The sequence below is a fragment of the Gabonibacter massiliensis genome, assembly GCA_001487125.1.
GTDB classification, from domain to species: Bacteria; Bacteroidota; Bacteroidia; order Bacteroidales; family Marinifilaceae; genus Gabonibacter; species Gabonibacter massiliensis.
This window is the reverse complement of the sequence record LN913009.1, coordinates 1-22,293: the sequence shown is the minus strand read 5'-3', so window position 1 is coordinate 22,293 and position 22,293 is coordinate 1. Positions and strand designations below refer to the sequence as shown.

Sequence of the window (22,293 nt, the reverse complement as noted above, 5' to 3'; positions counted from 1 at the left end):
GATTTGAAAATATATTCATTTGTAGATTTGGAAAAGAGCGATTCTTTCGAGAGCGTGAACTTTTTCGAATGTCGAATGTTCAAATGAAAAGATTATGTTTGGATATGAATTTGCAAGCCCTGGGTATTTTTGGATATTGTTGGTATTGATACCGATGATTATCTGGTACGTACTGAAGGAGAAAAGTTCGCATGCTGATTTGCAGTTTTCTTCTATCAGGATATTTAAAATGATGAAACGGGGCAATCGGATTTGGGCTCGTCATTTGTTGTTTGTCGCAAGAGTGCTGGCCATTGTATTTTTAGTATTTGCCCTTGCCCGTCCTCAGTCCAGTAACAGCTGGCAGACTTATAACAGCGAAGGTATCGATATCATGTTAGCTTTGGATATCTCCGGAAGTATGCTGGCACGGGATTTTACTCCCGATCGTTTGGAGGCTGCCAAAGAGGTTGCCACGAAATTTATACTGGAGCGTCCGCAGGATCGAATCGGTTTGGTGGTTTTTGCGGGAGAGAGCTTTACCCAAAGTCCGCTGACGACGGATCAGGCCGTGTTAGTCAATGTGATGAAAGATATTCATAGCGGGATGATAGAGGATGGAACGGCGATAGGATTGGGGTTGGCCAATGCGGTGAATCGTTTGAAAGACAGTCCGTCCAAGTCGAAGGTAATCATTTTGCTGACGGATGGAGTAAACAATCGGGGGGCTATTGCTCCGATGACGGCTGCCGAGTTGGCTAATACTTTCGGTATTCGTGTTTACACGATTGGCGTGGGGTCTTTGGGAGAGGCCCCTTATCCGGTACAGACTCCTTTTGGCGTTCAATTGCAACGTATGCCCGTGGAGATCGATGAAGATGTCTTGACGCAGATTGCCAATATGACAGGAGGAAAATATTTCAGGGCGACCGATAATGCTAAATTGGCTCAGATATACCAGGAGATCGATCAATTGGAAAAAAGTAAGATAGAAGTAAAGCATTTTAGTAAGAAAAACGAGCAATATTTTTATTTTGCTTTGATCGGAGCTTTATTGTTGATATTGGAATCCGTATGTCGGTACACGTTGTTGCGGAAAATTCCGTGATCGTTATCGAGGAGATGTTATATGAATAGTATTGAACATGTGGTTTACCACTTAAAAAATAGAAGGTATGTTTAGATTTGCGCATCCTGACTTGTTATATTTATTGATTGTCATTCCGCTATTAGTTATATTTTATATCGTGACGGTAAGGCATAAGAAGAAGGCGATAGCAGAATTTGGAAATCCGGATTTGCTAAGCGGTTTAATGCCTTTATTATCCTTTAAGAGGGGAGCTTTGAAGTTCGTTCTGATCTTGCTTGCGCTCCTTTTTATCATATTGGGTGTTGCGGGACCTCAGTTCGGATCCAAGTTGCAGCAGGTGAAAAAAGAGGGCGTGGAGTTGATTATAGCCTTGGATGTTTCCAACTCGATGTTGGCACAGGATATAAAACCCGATCGCTTAGAGGCTGCCAAGCAAGCGATTTCTCGTATGGTGGAAAAGTTGAATAATGATAAGATCGGTTTGATCGTTTTTGCCGGTGATGCTTATGTGCAATTGCCTATTACAACGGACTACTCTTCTGCCAAGTTATTTTTATCCGGCATAAGTACGGATATCGTACCGATTCAGGGAACAGCTATAGGTAACGCTATCGATTTGGCATCCAAATCGTTTACACCGAACACGGAGGCTTCTAAAGCAATCATTGTGATTACGGATGGAGAAAATCATCAGGATGATGCCGTTGCCGCGGCCAAAGCAGCCCGGGAGAAAGGGATATATGTACATACGATAGGAATGGGACTACCGCAAGGAGGACCGATTCCGGAAAAAGGAAATCCAGGTCAATTTATGAAGGACGGTTCGGGAAATGTAGTGATTTCCAAGTTGGATGAAGAGACGTTAAGGGCCATAGCCAAAGCGGGAGAAGGTATGTTTGTACGGGCAAGTAATTCGAATGTCGGATTGACAACTTTGTTGGACGAGATCAATCGAATGGATAAGACCTTGTTGGAAGAACGGGTATACAGCGATTATTCAGAGAAATATCAATATTTTATCTTAATAGGTTTATTATTCGTATTGCTTGAATTTATCGTTTTAGGGCGTAAGAATAAGAATCTATTGAAGATTAATATATTCGGTAATGAGGAAAACGTAAAAAATTAGGAATATGATGAAAACAATAATACTGATAGCGGTTGCCTTGATGGTGAGTTTGACATCGTGGGCACAACAGGAGAGAAAGTTCATCCGTGGCGGAAATAACTTGTTTCATAAGCAGGATTTTGAAAAAGCGGAAGTGGAGTATCGGAAGGCTTTGGATAAAGAAGTGGATTCTTATGAGGCCGCTTTTAATCTGGGAGATGCTATGTATAAACAGAAAAAATACGATGAGGCCTTGCAACAATTCATGTCTTTGGCCAAGGATGAGACGAATAAAGAGCGATTGGGAGAGTTATATCATAATATAGGCAATACTCTATTGTCTATGAATAAGTTAGATGAAAGTATAGAGGCTTATAAGCAATCTTTAAGGAGTCGTCCGAATTCTTCCGAGACCAAATATAATTTGGAGTTTGCCCGTAAACAGAAACAAGATCAACAGAATAAGGACCAGAATAAGGATCAAAACAAAGATCAGAACAAGGATCAGCAGAACAAAGATCAGCAGAACAAGGATCAACAGAACAAGGATCAACAGAACAAGGACCAGAATAAGGACCAGAATAAGGATCAAACCAAAGATCAGAACAAGGATCAGCAGAACAAAGACCAGAATAAGGATCAACAGAATAAAGACCAGAATAAGGATCAGCAAGGTAAAGATCAACAAGGAACGAAGATTTCAAAGGAAGATGCTAAGCGTTTGTTGGATGCTTTGGAAGCTGACGAAAAGAAGACGCAGGAGAAAGTGCAAAAAGAGAAAGTTCAGGCTCAGAAGGCGAAGAAAATGAAAATAGAAAAGAATTGGTAATTTTGTGTATTCTTAGAGGCTAACGGACACTTTTAAAAAAGGAACAAATGAGGTCATTTATAATTGCAATCATCATATGTATTTTAGGGGGAGTAAAGGGATTTGCCCAGGATGTTAAATTGGAGGTCTCTGCTCCGAGTGTCGTGGGAGTAGGTGAACAGTTCAAACTGATTTATAAGCTGAGTAAGAGGGGAGAGAACATGAAATTACCCGCTTTGAAGGGATTTGAACTGTTGATGGGACCTTCCGTGAGTGAAGCTCAGAACATTATAAGTATTAACGGCAAAACGACGGTGGAGACGTCGATAATCTATTCTTATATATTGATTGCCGATGAAGAGGGTGAATATACTATTGATCCGGCTACGATCGTTGTGGATGGTAAAGAGATTAAGTCTCAATCAATGAAAATAAAGGTCGTAAAGGATGAGGGGACCTCCCAGGCAGACCGGGGACAAAAGCAGACCGAGGGGCGTGAGGTGTCCGGGCGGATTACGGAGGATAATTTATTTTTACGATTGGAGGTTAACAGAAGTAGTCTTTACGTGGGTGAGAGCTTGGTGGCCACGTTAAAGGTATATTCGAGAGTGGATTTGAATGGTTTCGGGCGTACGAAGTTTCCTGCTTTTGATGGTTTTCTTGCTGAAAATGTAGAGGTGCCTCGTGTTGAATTGAAGCGGGAAGAGTACAACGGAAAGATTTATGACGTAGGCGTGTTGAAACAAGATGTACTTTTCCCTCAGCATGCCGGCGTGCTGACGATAGAACCTTTCGAGTTGGAGTGCAGAATGTTGCAAAGGGTGGGCGGTTCTCCGGATTTTTTTGATAGTTTTTTCGGAAATACACGTACGGTAACGGTATTACGACGTACGAAACCGGTAAAAATAACCGTAAAAAATTTGCCGGAAACCGGGAAACCTTTAGGTTTTAGCGGGATGGTCGGAACATTGAGTATGTCGACTTCTTTGTCGCCCGATACGTTGAAGGCGAACGATGCATTGACTTATAAAGTGATATTCAAGGGAATTGGTAATTTGAAATTACTGGAAGCCCCGAGAATCTCCCTGCCTCCTGATTTTGATATATTTGATCCTAAGGTTACCAAGGATCTGCGGACAACGGTAAGCGGTTCGACGGGTACGGTTACCTACGAATACCTGATTATACCTCGTTTCGCGGGCGATTATACGATACCATCCATTGAATATTCTTTCTTCGATCCTTTAGCGGCTAAATACAAAATATTGAAAGGAAAGGAGTATAAGGTACATGTTTTAAAAGGAAATGATACGGGAGGAGGAGTACAGGGAGGTGCCGTACAATCCTTTAAAAAGGAAGATGTGAAGATGTTGGGGGAGGATATTCGTTATATCAAGACGGGGAATAGTGTTTTAAAAGCGAAGGGAGTCCGGTATTTTGCCTCGACGGCCTATTGGCTGAGTTTTTTGATTCCGTTTGTTCTTTTTATCATAGGGATGATATTGAATCGTCGTAGGATCAAGGCGAATGCGGATTTGGTAAGGGTAAAGAGCAAGGCTGCCAGTAAGGTGGCGCAGAAGCGCCTGAAAGCTGCTTCCGTGGCAATGAAGAGCGGTAATTCCGAGTTGTTTTATCAAGAGGTATTGAAAGCTTTATGGGGGTATGTCAGTTTTAAGCTGAATATAGAAGTTTCCGAATTAAATCGGGACAATATCAACGAACACCTCACGAAACGGGGAGCATCTGCAGAATTGATACAGAATTTTATAGATGTTTTGGATCATTGTGAATATGCTCGTTACGCACCCGGAAGCAATCAGGGGGAGGAGATGGATAAGGTGTATAAAGACGGTTTGACTGTCATTACGAAATTGGATAAGGCTTTGTAAAATCGTAAATCTGGAATTATGAAAAAAATATATATTATATTGTGTCTGCTCTCGCTGAATCTGAGCGTGTTTGCTGTCGATGTAAAGGCGTTGGAGGGAGAGGCGAATAAGATGTATCAGGACGGAGATTATCAGAAAGCGATAGAGTTATATAATCAGGTTTTAGATGCGGGAGTGGAGTCTTCTGCAGTTTATTACAATCTGGGTAACAGTTATTATAAATCGGGAGAGATCGCCAAAGCGATTTTGAATTACGAACGGGCTTTGGTTCTGAATCCGGGAGATAAGGATACGAAATATAATTTGACGCTGGCTCATAAATCGACGGTGGATAAAATTAAAGTTTTGCCGGAATTATTTTTTGTTCGTTGGTATAACTCTTTTGTTTCTACCTTTACAGCCGATCAATGGGCCTATTTTTCAGTGGTTTTGTTTATTGCCTTTTTAATCATGGCAGCTCTGTTTTTCCATTCTAACTCGATAAGTTTGAAAAAAACAGGATTTACGATGGGAATTGTTTTGTTAATGTTGACGGTATTGACGGTATTCTTTGCCGCTAAACAATACCACCGGGTGTCGGATCGAAATTACGGTATCGTGATGACGCCGAGTGTCATCGTTCGGGGTGCTCCCGATAGTAGCGGTACGGAGTTATTTGTGGTGCATGAAGGATTGAAAGTTCAGATCCTGGAGGCCTTGGGCGATTGGTATAATGTCAGGATGGCCGATGGAAATGAAGGCTGGATATTGAAAACGGATTTGGAAAAAATTTGATTATTTCAGATCGAAAATAGAAATTTATTGTAGAGTTGGTTTTTACTTTGTAACTTTGTAAACAAATCATACGGGTTGTTGAGGTGGTAGCATCTGTTTTAGCCGAAAAAACCTGATTGTTTATTTCTTTTTGTCCTTCTTGATAATCATGTGGTTATATTATGGAAAATTATGTTGTTTCAGCTCGAAAATATAGACCGGCAAGTTTTGATACGGTGATCGGACAGCGTGCGATTACCTCTACGTTGAAAAATGCCATATTGAATAAACAGTTGGCTCAAGCCTATTTGTTTTGCGGACCTCGGGGGGTCGGAAAGACAACTTGTGCCCGTATTTTCGCTAAGACGATCAACTGCATGAATCTTCAACCGAACGGGGAACCGTGTAATGAATGCGAGTCCTGTGTCGCGTTTAACAATTCCCGTTCCCTGAACATCCATGAATTGGATGCGGCTTCCAACAACAGTGTGGACGATATCCGCGGGTTGGTGGATCAAGTACGTTTACTGCCACAAGTCGGAAAATACAGTGTATATATCATTGACGAGGTGCATATGTTGAGTGCTTCTGCTTTCAATGCTTTTTTGAAAACGCTTGAAGAGCCTCCTGCCCATGCTATTTTTATTTTGGCTACGACAGAAAAGCATAAGATATTACCGACTATTCTTTCCCGTTGTCAAATTTATGATTTTAACCGGATAAAGGTTTCGGATACCATAGAACATTTAAAGAGGATAGCGGATAAAGAGGGAGTGCAGGTCGAGGAGGAGGCTTTAAATATTATAGCTCAGAAAGCGGATGGAGCGATGCGGGATGCCCTTTCTATTTTTGATCAGGTGGTTAGCTTTTGCGGAAAAGAGTTGACTTACGCGAAGGTGATAGAAAATCTGAATGTATTAGACTACGAGTATTATTTTAAATTAACGGATTTGTTTTATAACGGTAAGGTGGCGGAGACTTTTCTTTTGTTTGATGAAATCATGACGAAAGGTTTCGATGCGGGTAACTTGATCGCCGGTTTAGGAAAGCATTTCCGGGATTTGTTGGTTGCAAAGGATGAGGTTACCTTGTCTTTATTGGAAGTGAGTGCATCCATTCGTGAACGTTATTTACGGCAGGCAAAAGAGGTGGATGTCGATTTTATCTTTAATGCATTGAAGGTGATCGAACAATGTGAGATGCAATATAAGGTCCGGGTAGAAAAAAGGCTTTGTGTAGAGATCACTTTAATTAAGCTTTGTCAGATTAATGCATTAAAAAAAAAAGCCTTAGTGTAGAAGAGTTTGCCGGCCTTTTAAAAATCGACGGTTTTATCGGAAAGTTTCAGCAGGAGGTATGTCCGCCTGTTCCGGCGGTTTCGGCTTCCCGACCGGCGGTGAAGCCTGTCATGAGGCCGGCGATTGAATCCTTCAAGTTAAAACAGGCTATGGCTGAAAGCAAGGATTATGCGGAGATACGAAATACGTCTGAAGTCCAAAGAATCGAGAAAAAGGTTAAAGCGCAAGACCCGTTCGACGGGAAAACGGTTTCTTCGGTCTTAAGTACTTTTATTGATTCTTCAGTCGGGGAGGCCGTAAAAGTGGCTCTTACATCACATCCTCCCAAGGTCAACGGATTTGTCGTTACCATAGAGGTTGACAACGAGTTTTTGATGGCTAAAATGAATGAATTGCATCAGCGAATCTTGTCTTATTTAGCAGAACGCCTGAACAACGGTTACATCACGTTGAATATTGAGCTTTACAAGGAGACGGATGATGGAAAAGAGAAAAAGCGTTTATTCACGGCAAAGGATAAGTTTGAACATTTTATGGGATTGAATCCGGCTGTCGGAGAGTTAAAAAATCTTTTCGGTTTGGAGATAGAGTGATGAGTCTTGATTTTAATTGATGGTTTTACCTTCGGCCAGACACAATAATTTTTGGTGTTCACCCACGATCCATACGATATCTCCTTCTTCGAAGACGGTAGAGGGTGAGGGGTTCATGATGGAAGTGGAGCCTCTTTCGATACCAATGACCAGACAGGCTTCTTTATCCCGTATTCCCGATTCCCGGATGGTGCGTCCGACCAATTTCGCCCCTTTTTCGATGATGAACTGTTCTAAACTCACTTCTTCCGTGTTTTTTTCTTTAATCTCTTTCTCTCGTTGTTGGACTCTATTTTCTACAAATTTGCGGAAAATTTCGATCTCGTTATCCGTGGCAGCCACGATAAGGCGGTCAAACGGATAAACCACCTCCTCTCCTCCGGGTATGTTTATTCGTTCTTCTCCCCGAAGAATGGTCACCACGCTAACCCCGCAGGTTTGTCGGAAGTTTAATTCCTTTAGACTTTTCCCTACGCTCGGGGAGGTTTGAGCGACTTCGAATTCGGCCAAATGTAAATCTTTGGATAATAAATGACGTACAAAACGTTGTTTGATGGGCGATTTACGTTCTTCTTCCTGCTGACGTGCCGTAAAGTTTCGTAGGAATCGGCGTTCAAGAAGAATAGAGTGTTTCTTCAGGCGTTTGGAGAAAATAAAAAGCAGAATGGTAATCGTGGCGATAGCGATAAGAAGTCCCGATGCCACGTTGATCAGTTTGGAAATGACAAACATAACGATCCAGATACATAATGCTATCCGTAAGACTATCAGAGAGATCAGGGGGCCCCTGTTGTATTTGTTGTCGTTCCATAATTGTTGAAATTCCGACGAATGATTTTTTTTCATCATGATGGCCCGTAAAAACGGTGAGATGACGAGAAGTATCAAAACGGCGCTTATGATAGAGCCCTGAATCCCCGGGATTTTTTCCCGGATAAAGGGGGTTATGTATTGTAAAAAAATGGCGATTGAAAAGATAGATAAAACCGTGTAGGTAATTACGATTTTGAACAAGGATTTCAACAGCTGTTTCCAGGTATTCTTGTGGCGGATCGTGTTTGATCCCGAGCTATATCTTTCCAGAAAATGGATCCATGATCGAGGCAGGCGGGTGCTCAAGGAGCGATAGGTAGGTTCGGCGATCCGGATCATATAAGGTGTGAAAAATGTCGTAATGACGGAAACGGCAACGACAATGGGGTATAAAAAATGATCCGTTACCTTTAGAGAGATACCTAAGCCGGCTATAATAAAAGCGAATTCTCCGATCTGAGCCAAGGAAAAGCCGGATTGCACGGCTACCTTCAGAGTTTGTCCCGAAAGTAAAACTCCCGATGTCGCACAGGTAATTTGTCCGATCATTACGGTTAAGGTAATGAGTAAGATGGGAAACCAATATTCCAATAGCATGGCCGGATCGATCATCATTCCTACGGAAACAAAGAAAATAGCCCCGAACAGGTCTTTTACCGGTTTTAAGAGATGTTCGATATTTTCGGCTTCGGTGGTCTCGGCTAAAATGGAACCCATAACAAAGGCTCCCAAGGCAGAAGAGAACCCTGCTTGGACGGCCAACATGACCATGCCTAAGCATAATCCCAGGGTCACAACTAATAACGTTTCGCCGTTCAGCCATTGTTTCACTTTTTTTAGTAGGGTCGGAATAAGGAAAATACCGGTTATGGACCAAAAGAGTAAAAAAGCACTTAATTTCAGTATGCTGTCAATCATTTCCAGTCCTTCGAAGTGTTTGCTGACGGCAAGCGTGGATAGTAGGACCATCAATACGACCGCGAATAGATCTTCAACCACCAATATCCCGAATACGACACTTGCAAAACGCTGGTTACTCAATCCCATGTCGTCAAAAGCCTTGAAAATGATAGTCGTTGAAGACATCGATAGCATTCCTCCCAAAAAAAGACTGTTCATGTGTCCCCAACCTAAAAACATGCCGACCACGTATCCTAATGTCATCATTCCTCCCACGGTGGTAAGAGCTCCTATCATGGCTGTTCCTCCCACGTTCATCAATTTTTTGAAACTGAAATCGAGGCCTAAGGCAAAAAGTAAAAAGATAACGCCTATATCGGCCCATATCTGAATATCTTCCGTATCGGTTACTAATGGTCCTCCGAAGGTATAGGGGCCGGCAATCAATCCGGCAACAATATACCCTAAGACAACAGGTTGTTTAAGCCATTTGAAAATAATGGTAATTAATCCGGCCGAGAATAGTATAATTGCCAAATCCGATATTAAAACGGGTACGTGCGACATTTGAATCGTTTTAACGACGCTCCAAAGGTAATGAATTTTGCCCCGGATGGAATGATTCTGTCGAAAAAAGATGTTTCGTGTAGAAAATGAGTCTGTTATTTAGATTCAAAAAAGATATCTTTTCTACTTTTTTAACATTATAGTCTGAGCAAGGATATTACATTTGTCAAATTAATATATGTGTGTTATGAAAATAGATCGTTTTTTACAAATTTTTGTCGTAAAGGAAAAGAAATTTTATCCGATGTATAAGGAGCAGGCTTCTGTGATAGAGCAAGCCGCCAATCTTTTGGTAAAACTTTTGCAGGAGCAAGACCCTGAAAAACAGAAAGTATTGTATAAGGATATAAAAACATTTGAGAACCAAGGGGATAGTATTACTGCAAAAATATATGAAGAACTGAATAAGACTTTTGTTACTCCTTTTGACCGCGAAGACGTGAATTCGTTAGGTTCGCGGATGGATACGTTTTTAGATTTCATACATGATTCAGCAAAGCGGATTCTGATGTACCGGCCCAAGAGTGTGAATAAGACTTTGGTCGAAATCGGAAAGCATATTGCGGAGGATGCCGTTATTTTAAAGTCGGTTATGGAAAATTTGGAATACATTCAGAAGAAGCCGCAAATGATCAGTGAGAAATGTTATCAGATCAAGGCAATCGAGCATGAGGTGGACGATTTATACGAGCAGTTTATGAGTGATGTGTTCGCCAACGAGAAAGATGCGATCGAATTGGTTAAGTTGAAAAATATCGGGCAGGCTTTGGAAGATGCCACTGACCGGGCCAAGGACATAGGAGATACGGTTCGGGGAATTATCATTAAATTTGCATAAACCTATGTTGACCATTGTACTTATTGCGATTGTTGTAGCCTTGTTGTTCGATTTTTTGAATGGAATGAACGATGCAGCCAACTCGATAGCTACTATTGTGGCGACACGGGTATTTTCTCCCACGATGGCTGTCTTATGGGCTGCCTTTTGGAATTTTTCCGCGATTTTTATTTTTGGAGTAAGTGTAGCTCACACGATGGGGGAAGGCATAGTCGAACCCACTAAGATCAACGAATTTTTGATTTTAGCTGCCCTATTGGGATCGGTAGTTTGGGTTTGGTTGTGTACTCATTTCGGTATGCCTATCAGTGTTTCTCACGCTTTGATCGGAGGTTTGATCGGTCCGGTTTGGTTTACTTACGGAAGTTCGGCTCTGGTATTTTCCGGAATTTTCAAAATAGCTATATTTATCGTACTTTCCCCGCTGATCGGTTTGATACTCGGGTTTATCATGATGTGTATTACTTTGCGCGTCTTTCATAAGCAGCATCCGGTAAAAGTAGAGGGGCTTTTTAAGGCCTTCCAGCTTTTTTCGTCTGCAATATTCAGCTTGGGACATGGTGCAAATGATGCACAGAAAACGATGGGAATCATAGCTATCCTTCTTTTCAGCGTGGCTGGAAGTAACGAATTTGTCGGTGAATATCTATACGAGAATACGGGCCAGTTTCATGTCCCGTTATGGTTGATTATTACCTGTTATTCCGTCATTGCCTTAGGTACTATTATCGGGGGTAAAAAGGTGATAAAGACGTTAGGGGACGGATTGGCCAAATTGAAGCCTGTACAAGGTTTTTGTGCGGAAACAGCAGGAGCTTTGACGTTGATCGGAACAGCGGTATTGGGAATACCGGTTAGTACTACTCATACGATTACCGGTTCTATCATAGGGGTCGGTATTACGAAAGGTGTTGCTTCTGTCCGTTGGGCCACGGCTTCCAATATTGTTGTCGCTTGGATATTAACCATCCCTGCCACCATTGTCATGTCCGGTTTGATTTATTGGATGATGGGATTCTTTTTGCCGTTGCCAGAATGACGGTTGCTAAGAACAAGATGTATCAGATGAATACCTGGATAAGATTTTTGAAAGGGCCTTATCCAGTTTTCAATTAATTATCAATTATTATACCCGCTGGGCAATGGTCCGAATGGTTGGCGTTGGGAAGAATATAGGCATCTTTTAGTTGGGCTTGTAAATTTCGGGATGCCATGCAATAATCGATACGCCATCCTTTGTTGTTTGTTCTGGCATTGAATCGATAGCTCCACCAGGTGTAACAATCAGGTTCTTCCGGGTGGAAAAGCCGGAAAGTATCGATAAAGCCGGAATCGATGAAATTACCTATCCATTCCCGTTCTTCGGGAAGAAAACCGCTATTCGTCGCATTCCGTACGGGATCGTGAATGTCTATCGGGCGATGGCATATATTATAATCTCCGCATAGAATTAATTTCTCGCGTGTTTTCTCCAGATCTTTGACATAATTTTGAAAATCAGCAAGCCATTTCATTTTAAAAGCTTGTCTTTCATCTCCGGTAGTTCCGGAAGGATGATACACGCTCACGACGGAAAGATCCCCGTAGTCGGCCCGGATGAATCGTCCTTCATTGTCGTATTCGGGAATATTCATCCCGTATACTATTTGATCCGGTTTCTGTTTTGTCAGGATGGCTACGCCGCTATATCCTTTCTTTCGGGCTGAAAAAAAATAGGTGTGATATCCTAATGCTTCAAATTCCAGAAGTGGAATTTGTTCCGGTTGAGCTTTGGTTTCCTGAATACATAAAACATCCGGTTGTTCTTCAGCCATCCATTCCGTCAGTCCTTTGGAAAGAGCGGCCCGGAGGCCGTTCACATTGTAAGTGATAATTTTCATTTTATTCCGTTAAAACGGACAAATCTACATTTTTTTGCTGAAGAAGAAAAACGGAATCGAGGTTCTTTATTTTAAATAATCGTGACGAACAGGCATGAGTTGATCGTCTAATTCGAACAATTGAGGAATACCGGTCGGTATTTCCAACTTGACGATATCTTCATCGCTGATGTTATTTAAATATTTAACGAGAGCTCGCAAGCTGTTCCCGTGTGCGGTTATCAAAACCGTTTTATCGCTTAATAAAGCCGGTGCAATATAATCTTGCCAGAAAGGCAGGACTCGATTAATGGTCAGGGACAACGACTCTCCGAGAGGCAGAGCTGCCGGGTCCACATCTTTATATTTGTTTTCAAAGACGGCGTTACGGGGGTCGTCGGGTTCTAACAAAGGAGGTGTTACATCAAAGCTTCTTCTCCAGATGTGGACTTGTTCCGCCCCGTATTTTTTGGCTGTTTCTGCTTTGTTCAATCCTTGTAATGCACCGTAATGTCTTTCATTTAGCCGCCAATGATGGATTTCCGGGACCCAAACCAGATCGGCCGCTTCGGCCAGCAGATGTTGTGTCCTGATAGCCCGTTTTAGAACAGAGGAGTAAGCGATATCGAAAGTCAAATTATTTCTTTTGATTAGTTCTCCTGCTTTTCGGGCTTCCTCTTCTCCTTTTTCGCTGAGGTCTACATCGATCCATCCCGTGAATTTGTTTTCTTTATTCCAAACACTTTCTCCATGTCTGACTAATATCAATTTTTTCATGTTTTTTCTTATTTGTATTTATGGGTATTACGTGTTTGTAACACGAAATGTTTTGGAAAGCCGGAGGGTATCGCGTGCAATAATAGAGGTTTCCGGGGTTTGTAGACGGAAATAAAAACGGTTGTAAGTAAAAGGTGGGGGTGGGAAATCTCCGTTTGTTTCCTGTACCGTATAGTAGTCCGGTAACGATACAGTCGTCTTCCCTATCATGATGAATGCGGCAGCAGTCATTTTTAACGGTAGGGAAAACGTCTACGTTTCATGGTTTTCTCTCGGGTGAGTACTTGTTATAAGTAGCATCAGGCTAAAAATACCGCCTGATCGTTTTGCCGACATGGGTAACTAAACGGATAATTAAAAAAAAACGAGCCGGGAATGAAACAATTTCAGTGGAAAGAAAGTTTAATAAGAAAATAAAAAATATAAAGTTATGATATTTATTCTGTACATAATTATCGGTATATTAGCCGGGTATTTTGCCGGTAAGATCGTTCGGGGCGGTGGATTGGGTTTAATCGTGAATTTGATTGTCGGTATTATCGGTGGCGTGTTAGGCGGCTGGTTGTTCGGGTTGATGGGAATTGCTATGGGAGGAGTTATTGGGAGTTTGATTTCGGCAACTGTCGGGGCTATCGTATTATTGGCAATCGTGTCGTTATTCAGCGGCAAATGAACGGATAAAATTGAATTGTAATGTAATTGATAATGAGAAACGGACGAAGGGGAATTTGTCTGCTCGTATTTGTATTATCATTGAATTGCTTTGTCACGGGGCAGATTCAGGGGATAAAGGAAGATAGTTTATCACGTCAACGGGAACGATTGATTCGGGAAAAAGTACGTCTCGATACGATTTTGCCTAATGAAGAGGATGCTTTGGCTATTTTTGATAATACCCCGAGTTTCGGAATATACAGAGATAATTATTTTGTGACCGGAGTTCCGACCAATCGTCGTATAGACAAAAATAGTGCGGATGCGAAATTTCAAATCAGCATCCGGCAAAGATTGACTAAAAGTATCTTACCTTTTAGAACCTTTCTTTATTTGACCTATACTCAAAAATCTTTTTGGGATATATACCGGAAATCGAGTCCGTTTTTAGATAATAATTTTAATCCCGGGCTTAGCTTAAGTAAAGCCATCATATATAAAAATCAGATACGGGGAGTTGCGGTATTCTCTTTTGAGCACGAATCGAACGGAAGGGATTCTTTAGAATCCAGGAGTTGGAATTATTTTTCTTTATCCGGTTCTTATTTTTTTGATTTGCGCTTTTCGCTGCAACTTAAATTATGGGCCGGATGGGTCGATAAAGACGGGAATCCAGACTTGTTGAAATATAAAGGTTATGGATTATTGGCTTTTAATTATCAAAGTGCGAATGAACGTTTATGGTGTTCCGTCGTTATTAATCCCCGACGTCAATTTATTGATATGAATACCATATTGGAAATAAATTATAAGCCATCCCTTAAAGCGAATGAGTATTTTTTTATTCAGTATTACAACGGTTATGCAGAGAATATGCTGGAGTATGACCGTTATGTTTCGATGGTACGCGTGGGATTTTGTATAAAACCTTTTTTAAGAAACTATTATTGACAAATAATATTACTTGATTATTAAAAGATTTGGATGAATATATTGGAGTAGATGTGGGGGAAATAGGGGTTTAATTTGTAATTTTGTTGTCTCCTTTTTGTCATGTTTGGAGTGTTTCTTAAAATAAGTGTGTGAGTAATGACAAGAATTAAATATGATAAACAAATCTCTATTTAAAATGGACTATAAATCGTATTTGTTGAGTCTGATTTTATTATTTTCGGGGATAAGTGGATTACAAGCCAAAGAGGTAGCAGAAGATAAAAAATTGTTGGTGATTAGTTCTTATTCTCCTCTGAAAGAGAGAGGAAGTCGCATCATTTCGGCCTTCATAGAAGAGTTGGGGCTGAACACGGATGTGAAGGTGAACATAGAATATTTGGATTGTGAAGCTAATCAGAATTTTGAGGATTGGAGTAGTTGGATGAATTCTTTATTTCATGCTTATAGCGTGTTGCCGAAAGCCGTTATTCTAATTGGAAGTGAAGCTTGGATGGCTTATCGACATAGTTGTATAGAGAAATGGAAAGGTATTCCGGTCATACTGGGAGGTGTAAAACGTGGTATAATCGACTATTCGGGGGTTAAGGCAAAAGATATACACGATATTTTATCTACAGAAACAACATTCGACGGATACAAGGTGGCGGGTTATTATATCGTGGATTATTTCGAGGAAAATCTACGGTTAATAAAACAGTTACAACCGGAGGTGAAACATATCCTACTTTACTATGACGACCGTTATCGCCAGATCTTTTTCGAACCCTATTTGAAATCGATTGTTGAAAAAATAGGTGGTTTGAAGATACATTATTTTCCTGGAAGTCGTTTGAGTACGACAGCTTTATTGGATTCTATCGCTTTGGCTGATAATCATTGTGCCTTGATTTCTGCCGGATGGTATACCGATGTGAACAAGTCTTTACATGCGAGCACCATGTTGAGTAACGAGTTGCCCTATCATACGGACAAATTCGTTTATGGAATATTAGATTTGGATTTTGGAGATTCTTGTAATTTCGGAGGGTATTTTGTAACCGGAGAGGAGCTGGGAAGGGATCTGGCCAGTTTGACTTATACGGTGTTGAAGAACGGGATAGAGAAAGCTCCGTTTTTTACGATAACGCCTACACGGCCTCGTTATCATCTGAATTATTCCATCTTCTCGCAATCCGGGATCAGTAAGTCTCGTTTGCCGGAAAATGTGGTTTGGCATAATATGATTCCCTCTTTTTGGGAAGAGTATCCGGAGGAGGTGGTTGTGTTTTTTGTTCTGCTTATCTGTTTGGTGATTGTTATTTTATTTATTGGTTATAATAAAAAACGAAAAGAGAGGGAATACGTACGGTTAGTTTCAAAAATGACCCATTTGTTGGAAAATATGCCGGACATGGTGGTTATTTACGATAGTTCCCTGAATGTGATAGATATTGTTAATCCTTTGCAAGATGTATTATTGGTATTGACAAAGGAGGAGATATTGGGGAAAAATATTCAAGAAATAGGAGAAATAGCGCCTGAATTTAAGGAGGCTTTTACGATTATAGAAGAAAATGTCAGGCGTACGATAAAGGACAAGAAGCAATATTCTTTTAATTACGTGGTAAAAATAGGGGATAAGGAGGCATTTGCCGAGTCGAGGACGGCTCTTTTCGAGGGCGATAAAGTGATCTGTTTTGTACGTGATATAACCCCTCGCGTAGCGGCGCAAAAAGAGGTTCTGAAATTGAAAACTTTTTTGCAATCGATCATCGATAACCTGCCTGTTGGACTCTTTGTAAAAGATGTCTCGAATGATTTCCGTTATATTTTTTATAACCGGAAAACGGTAGAGTTTTACCAGGAAAAATCTGATATTTTTTTGGGGAAGAATGATTTTGAGTTGAACGATCCTAAAGCCGCCATGTATAGAGAAGAAGATAGGATGGTGCTGAATAGTGATATGCCGTTGACATACGAGAGGTGTATATATGATCAAGAAGGTGCTCTTTTGCGTTGGGGCGTGTTGACGAAAACAAAATTATTGAATAATGATGATTCCTGTTATCTTATCGGAATTGTTGTTGACATTACGGATATCAGAAAGAACGAAATCGAATTAGGTAATATTAAGAATGAACTCTCTTTGGCCTTGGATGCCGGTTCTTTATCGGTTTGGACTTATGATGTATCCCAAAAGAAGTTCTCCTCTTTTTATCATGATACGGTAGCGCAGAACGGTTTGAGTTTTGAGGAAGCATATTCCATATTGCATCCGGATGATCGGGAAAAGTACAAGCGTTTTATGAACGTATTGATTTCCGGGGAGAAAGAGAAAGATTCCGTTCGATTGCGTTTTAAACGGGGAGAAAATTACAAGTGGTATGAAACGCACGCGATAGGTATTTGTTCTGTGGACAATGATTCGATTTGTCAGATCGTCGGTACGGAACGGGATATTACGGATGAGATCGGTAAACAACAAGAGTTAGAGGAGAGTAAATTTAAATTGGAATTGTCTTTTGAAGCGGCGGATATAGTGCCTTGGGATTATAATGTTGAAGAGGATTTATTTTATTCCGGCAGTGAGAAATCGGTTTTTTTTGGTAGGAGATTCAGTCTAAGCGAGTACTTGCTTCTTGTACATCCCGATTATCGCGATAGATTCCATCGGGAATTGCAACGGGTAATCTACCGGGAAACTGATGTGATGGATTTGGTGATCTATACGACTGCTTTAAGTGGTAATTATGAATGGACTCAGTTGACGGCCAAGGCTATGGGGATAGACAAAGATGGAAATGCGCTGAAGGTTATGGGGACCCGAAAATATATCACAGAGGCAGTGGAGGCGGAGAGGAGATTAAAAGATTATATTTTTAAATCTGATTTGGTCATAAAATCTGGAGGAATAGTTCAATGGGATTACGATATTGCTACGGGAATATTTTCTTCACCCAATCCGGAGTCTTTCATGTACCATGGCATTACGACGGAAGAGTATTATTCTTATATGTACGGAGATGATATTCATATCGTGGAAGAGGCTCTTCAAGAGTTGATTCAAGGAGAGGTCGAGACAATAACCATTCAAGTCAGAGTGAAATTACAAAATAAGGATTATCGTTGGGTAGAGATTCACGGAGTCGCCTATGAACGGGATGATAAAGGAAAATTAGTGAAGGTCACGGGGTTGAGGAGAGATATAACGGATTGGAAGAGTGTAACGAACGAGTTAATTCTATTGAGAGACAAGGCTGAAGAATCCAACCGATTAAAGACGGCCTTTTTGGCTAATATGAGCCACGAGATTCGTACTCCGTTGAATGCGATTGTCGGTTTTTCCGACCTGATTACCCAAACGACCGATGCGGATGAGATTCAGGATTATTGTCGGATTATTGAGACCAATAACGAGTTATTATTGCAATTGATTAACGATATTCTGGATCTGTCGAAAATAGAGGCGGGACAGCTTGAATTTGTCTATTCTGATATAAACGTCTCTACCCTGTTCCGGGATCTGGAACAGATATATCTTTATCGAATTAAACCGGATGTACGGTTGATTTGCGAATTGCCCGAGGAGACCTGTATCATTCATTCTGAAAAAAACCGTTTAACACAGGTGATATCTAATTTTTTAAGTAATGCCAGTAAGTTTACATCGTCGGGAAGTATTCGTATGGGGTATGAACGGGTTGCGAAAGGATTGCGTTTTTACGTTACTGATACTGGTAAAGGGATTGCTCCTGAAAATCTAAAGAATGTATTTGAACGTTTTACTAAATTCGATAGTTTCGTTCAAGGAACCGGATTGGGGTTATCTATATGTGAGATGATCGTTAAGCGGTTGGGAGGAGAGATCGGGGTTGACTCCGAATGGGGTAGAGGAAGTACATTTTGGTTTTTCATACCTTGTGACGTTTCGGTTGAAAAGGGGGTGAGAACCGATCTTTTGTTGCCCAAAAACGGAGCGTCGGTTAAGAAGGAGAATCGCAATAAAAAAGTAATTTTAATTGCCGAAGACAACGATAGTAATTTTTTGTTTTTGTCCACTATTTTAAAGAAAGAGTATGAATTGGTATGGGCCAAGAACGGAAAAGAAGCGATTGCTTTATATAAAGAAAAAGCTCCTCAAGTGATTTTTATGGATATAAAGATGCCTGAAATGGACGGATTGGAAGCGACATATGAAATCAGGAAAATAGATAAAAGAATCCCGATTATAGCTTTGACTGCATATGCGTTTGATGAGGATCGAATTCGTGCCGCGGAGGCAGGATGCGATGAATTTCTGACCAAACCTGTCAACGTGAAGATGTTGAAGGATTTGTTGGTTCGGTTATTTGAAGTTTGAAGATTCGTGATTGGATAATTGAAACGACGGGAAACCCCGTCGTTTCAATTGTAAATCTGTTTGATATTTAACGCAGATCGTTGATTTCTACATCGGGATGAGCTTTCGTGTCGAAACGGAAAAAAGTTATGTCCAATTCCTGTTCCGGTTTTTTTAGACTTTTAATCGTAATGATAATGTCGTTTCCGTCTTTCCCGTAAGAGATAACTTTCTGTACCGTATTTTTGGCCGTATCTATCCAAACTCCTATTTTTTTTATTTGTTTATGAGGAGCTTTAGGGGTTAATTCGATGTAAGCAATCCCGTTTTTATTCTCGACTAACTTTTGGTTGAACTTTTGATTATGAATGTCGAAAAGAATAGTCGGGTTTAAAAAGGATTCCTGATCTTCGTCGGGGAGTTTTACGGTTACCTCTTCCGCATCCGGCATGTATGTATAAATGGTCTCTCCGTCAAAGTAATTTATTTGATCCATAATTTCAATCTTATACATTTTTTCCTTCATGTAAGCTTTCCCCTCGTAAGACTCGTGGATATTTTCGGCTTTATTTTCCATCGCCATGTCGAATACAATTTCTACGGCAGGATACGATTTTATTTTTTCTACAGTTTTGTCCAGAATGTTTTTAGCGTTCGTGTCTGTTTGAGCGTAAGAGAGCATGCTGCTCATGGCGATTGCGATAAGGGATAAAATGTATTTCATAGTGATTTGCTTTATATTTTCTTTAATATGGAGACAAAGATAAAGAATATCGGATAGATGTAAAAATTTGAGGGCAAATGTTTCCTAAAATTCGTATGGATCTTATTAAGGATAGATACGTTGGATCAGGCCATTGCGTGCTAATCAATTTGATGAGGATATAATCGGGAATAGGTTGTTCCTTTCTTTAATTGTTTATTACCTTTGCGGCATTTCGAAGGAGACGATATGAAGAAGGTAAAGGGAATAGTGTTTGCTGCCGTGTCGGCTGCCACTTTCGGATTGATCCCGTTGTACGCGAATCAAGCTATTATAGATGGGGTGAATAACGAAACAATATTGGTTTATCGGTATGGGATTGCCGGTTTGTTGTATGCTATTTATTTGTGGATAAGTAAGGTAAGCATGCGTCTTTCCCTGGCGGAATTGAGGGAAGTTTTGATCGCCGGTGTCGGTGGATATGGGATTACGGCTTTTTTTCTTTTTCTTTCTTATCATTATATGCCGACGGGGATGGCTACGGCTATTCATTTCTTCTATCCAGTCGTGGTGGCCGTATTGATGGCTGTTTTTTACCGGGAAAAATTATCCGTGGTTGTAAAAGTCGGTATTTTAATGGCCATCGTCGGTGTTTATTTTCTCTCTTGGTCTCCGGGAGAAATCAAGTGGTTCGGGTTGTTTTTTGTATTGATGTCGACCTTGACTTACGGTTCTTATATTGTTGCTTTGAACCGTCCCGTACTGAAACGGATAAATCCCGATGTCCTTACCTGTTATGTGATGTTGTTTTCGGCTGCATTTTATTTTTTGGTCGCAGTCGTACAAGGGAAATTAGAGATAGTGGCCCGCCCGGCTTTCGTGTTGGATATGTTTTTATTGGCTTTATTAAGTACTATTTTGTCTGCTCGTCTTTTGGTTGCAGCCGTAAAATTGATAGGTCCTGTACCGAGTTCCGTGTTAGGGACTTTAGAACCTTTGACAGCGATTACCGTTGGTGTTTTTTATTTTCACGAGCAATTGACCTTCTTGAATTATGTCGGATTGATCGTTGTTATTGTTGCGGTGACGATCGTCATCTGTAAAATGAAAAAGTAACCTGCTTTTCTGTTTGAAGTTTATTCGGATGTTTGCGGGTTTGTATTGTATTTTCTTTAAATTTGCAAAAGATTTTAGATATGGATTCTATATGTTATTGTTTATAAAACTCGGTTTTTTTGATATTATAGATATTTTATTGGTAGCATTTATTTTTTATCAGGTGTATAAACTGGTGAAAGGAACAGTCGCTATCAATATTTTTGCCGGGATTTTTACGTTCTACGTGGCTTGGTTATTGGTCCGGGCTTTTAATATGGAGTTAATATCTTCTATTCTGGGGCAGTTTATCGGAATGGGAGTGATTGCTTTATTGATCGTTTTCCAACAGGAAGTAAGGCGTTTTTTATTGTTGATCGGCAGCAAATATAATCTGCAAAACATATTTAACCTGGAAAGATTGTTTTCGAAACCTTCCATGAAGGACGAAGTGATAGATGCTATCGTACGGGCGTGTGACTATTTTTCCAAAACAAAAACGGGGGCTTTGATTGTATTGTCTCAAAACTCGGAATTGTTTAATTATGCGCAAACCGGAGTTCTGCTTCGGTCGAATGTTTCGGAAGAGTTATTGGAAAATATATTTTACAAGAATACACCTCTTCATGATGGTGCCGTGATCATTACCGATAATAAAATTTTGGCGGCGCGTTGTATCTTGCCTGTTTCGGATAATAACAATATACCGGGGAGTCTGGGGTTACGCCACCGGGCGGCTATCGGTATGAGTACGGCAACGGATGCCCATATCGTGGTCGTTAGTGAAGAGACCGGAAATATCTCTTTCGTTAAAGACGGTCACTTTAAGGTACGTATTACTCCGCAAGAATTAAGTAAATTTTTGCATAATGATTTTGCCGGTTTTGTCGTAAACAAGTGAAAGTGATACCCCTTGGTCGATGTATGGAGTATTTGACCACCTTTTATGTACCCCGTGTTTTTATTCGAAGCGATCGATTCTCGATTTTCCTCTCGCGTGAAAACGCGTTAGTTTCCTTTTTTCAAACGATTCATCCGCAGGATGATAGCTTCCCGTTTGATTTTTTCCTGTAAAAAATGTGATAAAAATTTGGAAAAGGGGATAAAGTTGTTTTATCTTTGCACCCGCTTTCCGGAGGGGTAGCGAGATGAAACGGGCCTGGAGGTGTTGAACGAGGGGGTTGAAAAAAAGTTCGAAAAAAATAGTGAAAAAGATTTGGAAGGTAAGAATAAATGGTGTTATCTTTGCGTCCGCTTTCGCCGTTAAAAAAGGGGGAAGCCGGTAGATAGAGAGACG

The 22,293-nt window shown here is 40.7% G+C and carries 19 protein-coding genes and 1 pseudogene; 14 read left to right on the top strand and 6 right to left on the bottom strand.

Annotation, left to right across the window (positions count from 1 at the left end):
- Positions 1 to 94 precede the first annotated feature (94 nt).
- The 7 genes and pseudogenes from BN3283_RS00295 to BN3283_RS00265 all read left to right on the top strand — a co-directional run bounded on the left by BN3283_RS00295 (position 95) and on the right by BN3283_RS00265 (position 7,518).
- Positions 95 to 1,087: a vWA domain-containing protein gene (locus BN3283_RS00295; RefSeq protein WP_041504511.1), complete on the top strand. Its 993-nt coding sequence runs from the start codon at positions 95 to 97 to the stop codon at positions 1,085 to 1,087.
- A gap of 67 nt (positions 1,088 to 1,154) precedes the next feature.
- Positions 1,155 to 2,198: a VWA domain-containing protein gene (locus tag BN3283_RS00290; protein WP_059025237.1), complete on the top strand. Its 1,044-nt coding sequence runs from the start codon at positions 1,155 to 1,157 to the stop codon at positions 2,196 to 2,198.
- A gap of 4 nt (positions 2,199 to 2,202) precedes the next feature.
- Positions 2,203 to 3,006: a tetratricopeptide repeat protein gene (locus BN3283_RS00285; protein WP_059025235.1), complete on the top strand. Its 804-nt coding sequence runs from the start codon at positions 2,203 to 2,205 to the stop codon at positions 3,004 to 3,006.
- A gap of 47 nt (positions 3,007 to 3,053) precedes the next feature.
- Positions 3,054 to 4,874 carry a BatD family protein gene (locus BN3283_RS00280; protein WP_059025233.1) on the top strand — a complete coding sequence of 607 codons (1,821 nt, stop codon included), beginning with the start codon at positions 3,054 to 3,056 and terminating at the stop codon, positions 4,872 to 4,874.
- An 18-nt stretch (positions 4,875 to 4,892) separates the two neighbouring features.
- Entirely contained in the window at positions 4,893 to 5,648 is a 756-nt protein-coding gene (locus tag BN3283_RS00275; RefSeq protein WP_059025231.1) for a tetratricopeptide repeat protein, read from the top strand.
- Positions 5,649 to 5,809: 161 nt separating this feature from the next.
- Positions 5,810 to 6,898: pseudogene (locus tag BN3283_RS00270) on the top strand (DNA polymerase III subunit gamma/tau); the annotation flags it as partial.
- A gap of 176 nt (positions 6,899 to 7,074) precedes the next feature.
- The gene (locus BN3283_RS00265; protein WP_059025229.1) at positions 7,075 to 7,518 is read left to right on the top strand and encodes a DUF8439 domain-containing protein; all 444 of its coding nucleotides are present in this window, start codon (positions 7,075 to 7,077) and stop codon (positions 7,516 to 7,518) included.
- Positions 7,519 to 7,530: 12 nt separating this feature from the next.
- On the opposite strand, the gene BN3283_RS00260 is transcribed toward BN3283_RS00265, so the two are convergent.
- A complete protein-coding gene (locus tag BN3283_RS00260) occupies positions 7,531 to 9,798 on the bottom strand; it encodes a monovalent cation:proton antiporter family protein (protein WP_059025227.1) in 2,268 nt (755 codons plus the stop codon).
- Positions 9,799 to 9,985: 187 nt separating this feature from the next.
- On the opposite strand from BN3283_RS00260, the gene BN3283_RS00255 reads away from it, so the two are divergent.
- Together BN3283_RS00255 and BN3283_RS00250 are read left to right on the top strand one after the other, a co-directional pair.
- Entirely contained in the window at positions 9,986 to 10,636 is a 651-nt protein-coding gene (locus tag BN3283_RS00255) for a DUF47 domain-containing protein (RefSeq protein ID WP_041504504.1), read from the top strand.
- A 4-nt stretch (positions 10,637 to 10,640) separates the two neighbouring features.
- On the top strand, positions 10,641 to 11,675 hold the full coding sequence (locus tag BN3283_RS00250) for an inorganic phosphate transporter (RefSeq protein ID WP_041504503.1): 1,035 nt from the start codon (positions 10,641 to 10,643) through the stop codon (positions 11,673 to 11,675).
- Positions 11,676 to 11,748: 73 nt separating this feature from the next.
- On the opposite strand, the gene BN3283_RS00245 is transcribed toward BN3283_RS00250, so the two are convergent.
- From BN3283_RS00245 to BN3283_RS14570, 3 genes are all read right to left on the bottom strand, one after another.
- Positions 11,749 to 12,516 carry an exodeoxyribonuclease III gene (locus tag BN3283_RS00245; protein WP_041504502.1) on the bottom strand — a complete coding sequence of 256 codons (768 nt, stop codon included), beginning with the start codon at positions 12,514 to 12,516 and terminating at the stop codon, positions 11,749 to 11,751.
- Positions 12,517 to 12,582: 66 nt separating this feature from the next.
- The gene (gpmA, locus tag BN3283_RS00240) at positions 12,583 to 13,272 is read right to left on the bottom strand and encodes a 2,3-diphosphoglycerate-dependent phosphoglycerate mutase (RefSeq protein WP_041504501.1); all 690 of its coding nucleotides are present in this window, start codon (positions 13,270 to 13,272) and stop codon (positions 12,583 to 12,585) included.
- A 27-nt stretch (positions 13,273 to 13,299) separates the two neighbouring features.
- Positions 13,300 to 13,503 carry a hypothetical protein gene (locus tag BN3283_RS14570; protein WP_059025225.1) on the bottom strand — a complete coding sequence of 68 codons (204 nt, stop codon included), beginning with the start codon at positions 13,501 to 13,503 and terminating at the stop codon, positions 13,300 to 13,302.
- Positions 13,504 to 13,702: 199 nt separating this feature from the next.
- Between BN3283_RS14570 and BN3283_RS00230 the strand changes: the two genes are divergently transcribed.
- From BN3283_RS00230 to BN3283_RS00220, 3 genes are all read left to right on the top strand, one after another.
- Positions 13,703 to 13,945 (top strand): GlsB/YeaQ/YmgE family stress response membrane protein, encoded by a 243-nt coding sequence (locus BN3283_RS00230; RefSeq protein ID WP_041504499.1) that lies wholly within the window; start codon positions 13,703 to 13,705, stop codon positions 13,943 to 13,945.
- Positions 13,946 to 13,977: 32 nt separating this feature from the next.
- Positions 13,978 to 14,877 carry a phospholipase A gene (locus BN3283_RS00225; protein ID WP_041504498.1) on the top strand — a complete coding sequence of 300 codons (900 nt, stop codon included), beginning with the start codon at positions 13,978 to 13,980 and terminating at the stop codon, positions 14,875 to 14,877.
- A 178-nt stretch (positions 14,878 to 15,055) separates the two neighbouring features.
- Entirely contained in the window at positions 15,056 to 19,219 is a 4,164-nt protein-coding gene (locus BN3283_RS00220) for a response regulator (RefSeq protein ID WP_286137408.1), read from the top strand.
- A 67-nt stretch (positions 19,220 to 19,286) separates the two neighbouring features.
- Here the strand turns inward: BN3283_RS00220 and lolA1 are convergent, their stop codons facing one another.
- Positions 19,287 to 19,922 (bottom strand): outer membrane lipoprotein periplasmic chaperone LolA1, encoded by a 636-nt coding sequence (gene lolA1, locus BN3283_RS00215; RefSeq protein ID WP_041504497.1) that lies wholly within the window; start codon positions 19,920 to 19,922, stop codon positions 19,287 to 19,289.
- Positions 19,923 to 20,150: 228 nt separating this feature from the next.
- On the opposite strand from lolA1, the gene BN3283_RS00210 reads away from it, so the two are divergent.
- Complete coding sequence (locus tag BN3283_RS00210) at positions 20,151 to 21,017, top strand: DMT family transporter (RefSeq protein ID WP_041504532.1); 867 nt, start codon at positions 20,151 to 20,153, stop codon at positions 21,015 to 21,017.
- A 91-nt stretch (positions 21,018 to 21,108) separates the two neighbouring features.
- A complete protein-coding gene (cdaA, locus tag BN3283_RS00205; protein ID WP_041504531.1) occupies positions 21,109 to 21,897 on the top strand; it encodes a diadenylate cyclase CdaA in 789 nt (262 codons plus the stop codon).
- A gap of 60 nt (positions 21,898 to 21,957) precedes the next feature.
- Here cdaA and BN3283_RS14565 read toward each other — a convergent pair.
- The coding region (locus BN3283_RS14565) for a hypothetical protein (protein ID WP_286137406.1) at positions 21,958 to 22,293 on the bottom strand (336 nt) is incomplete at its 5' end.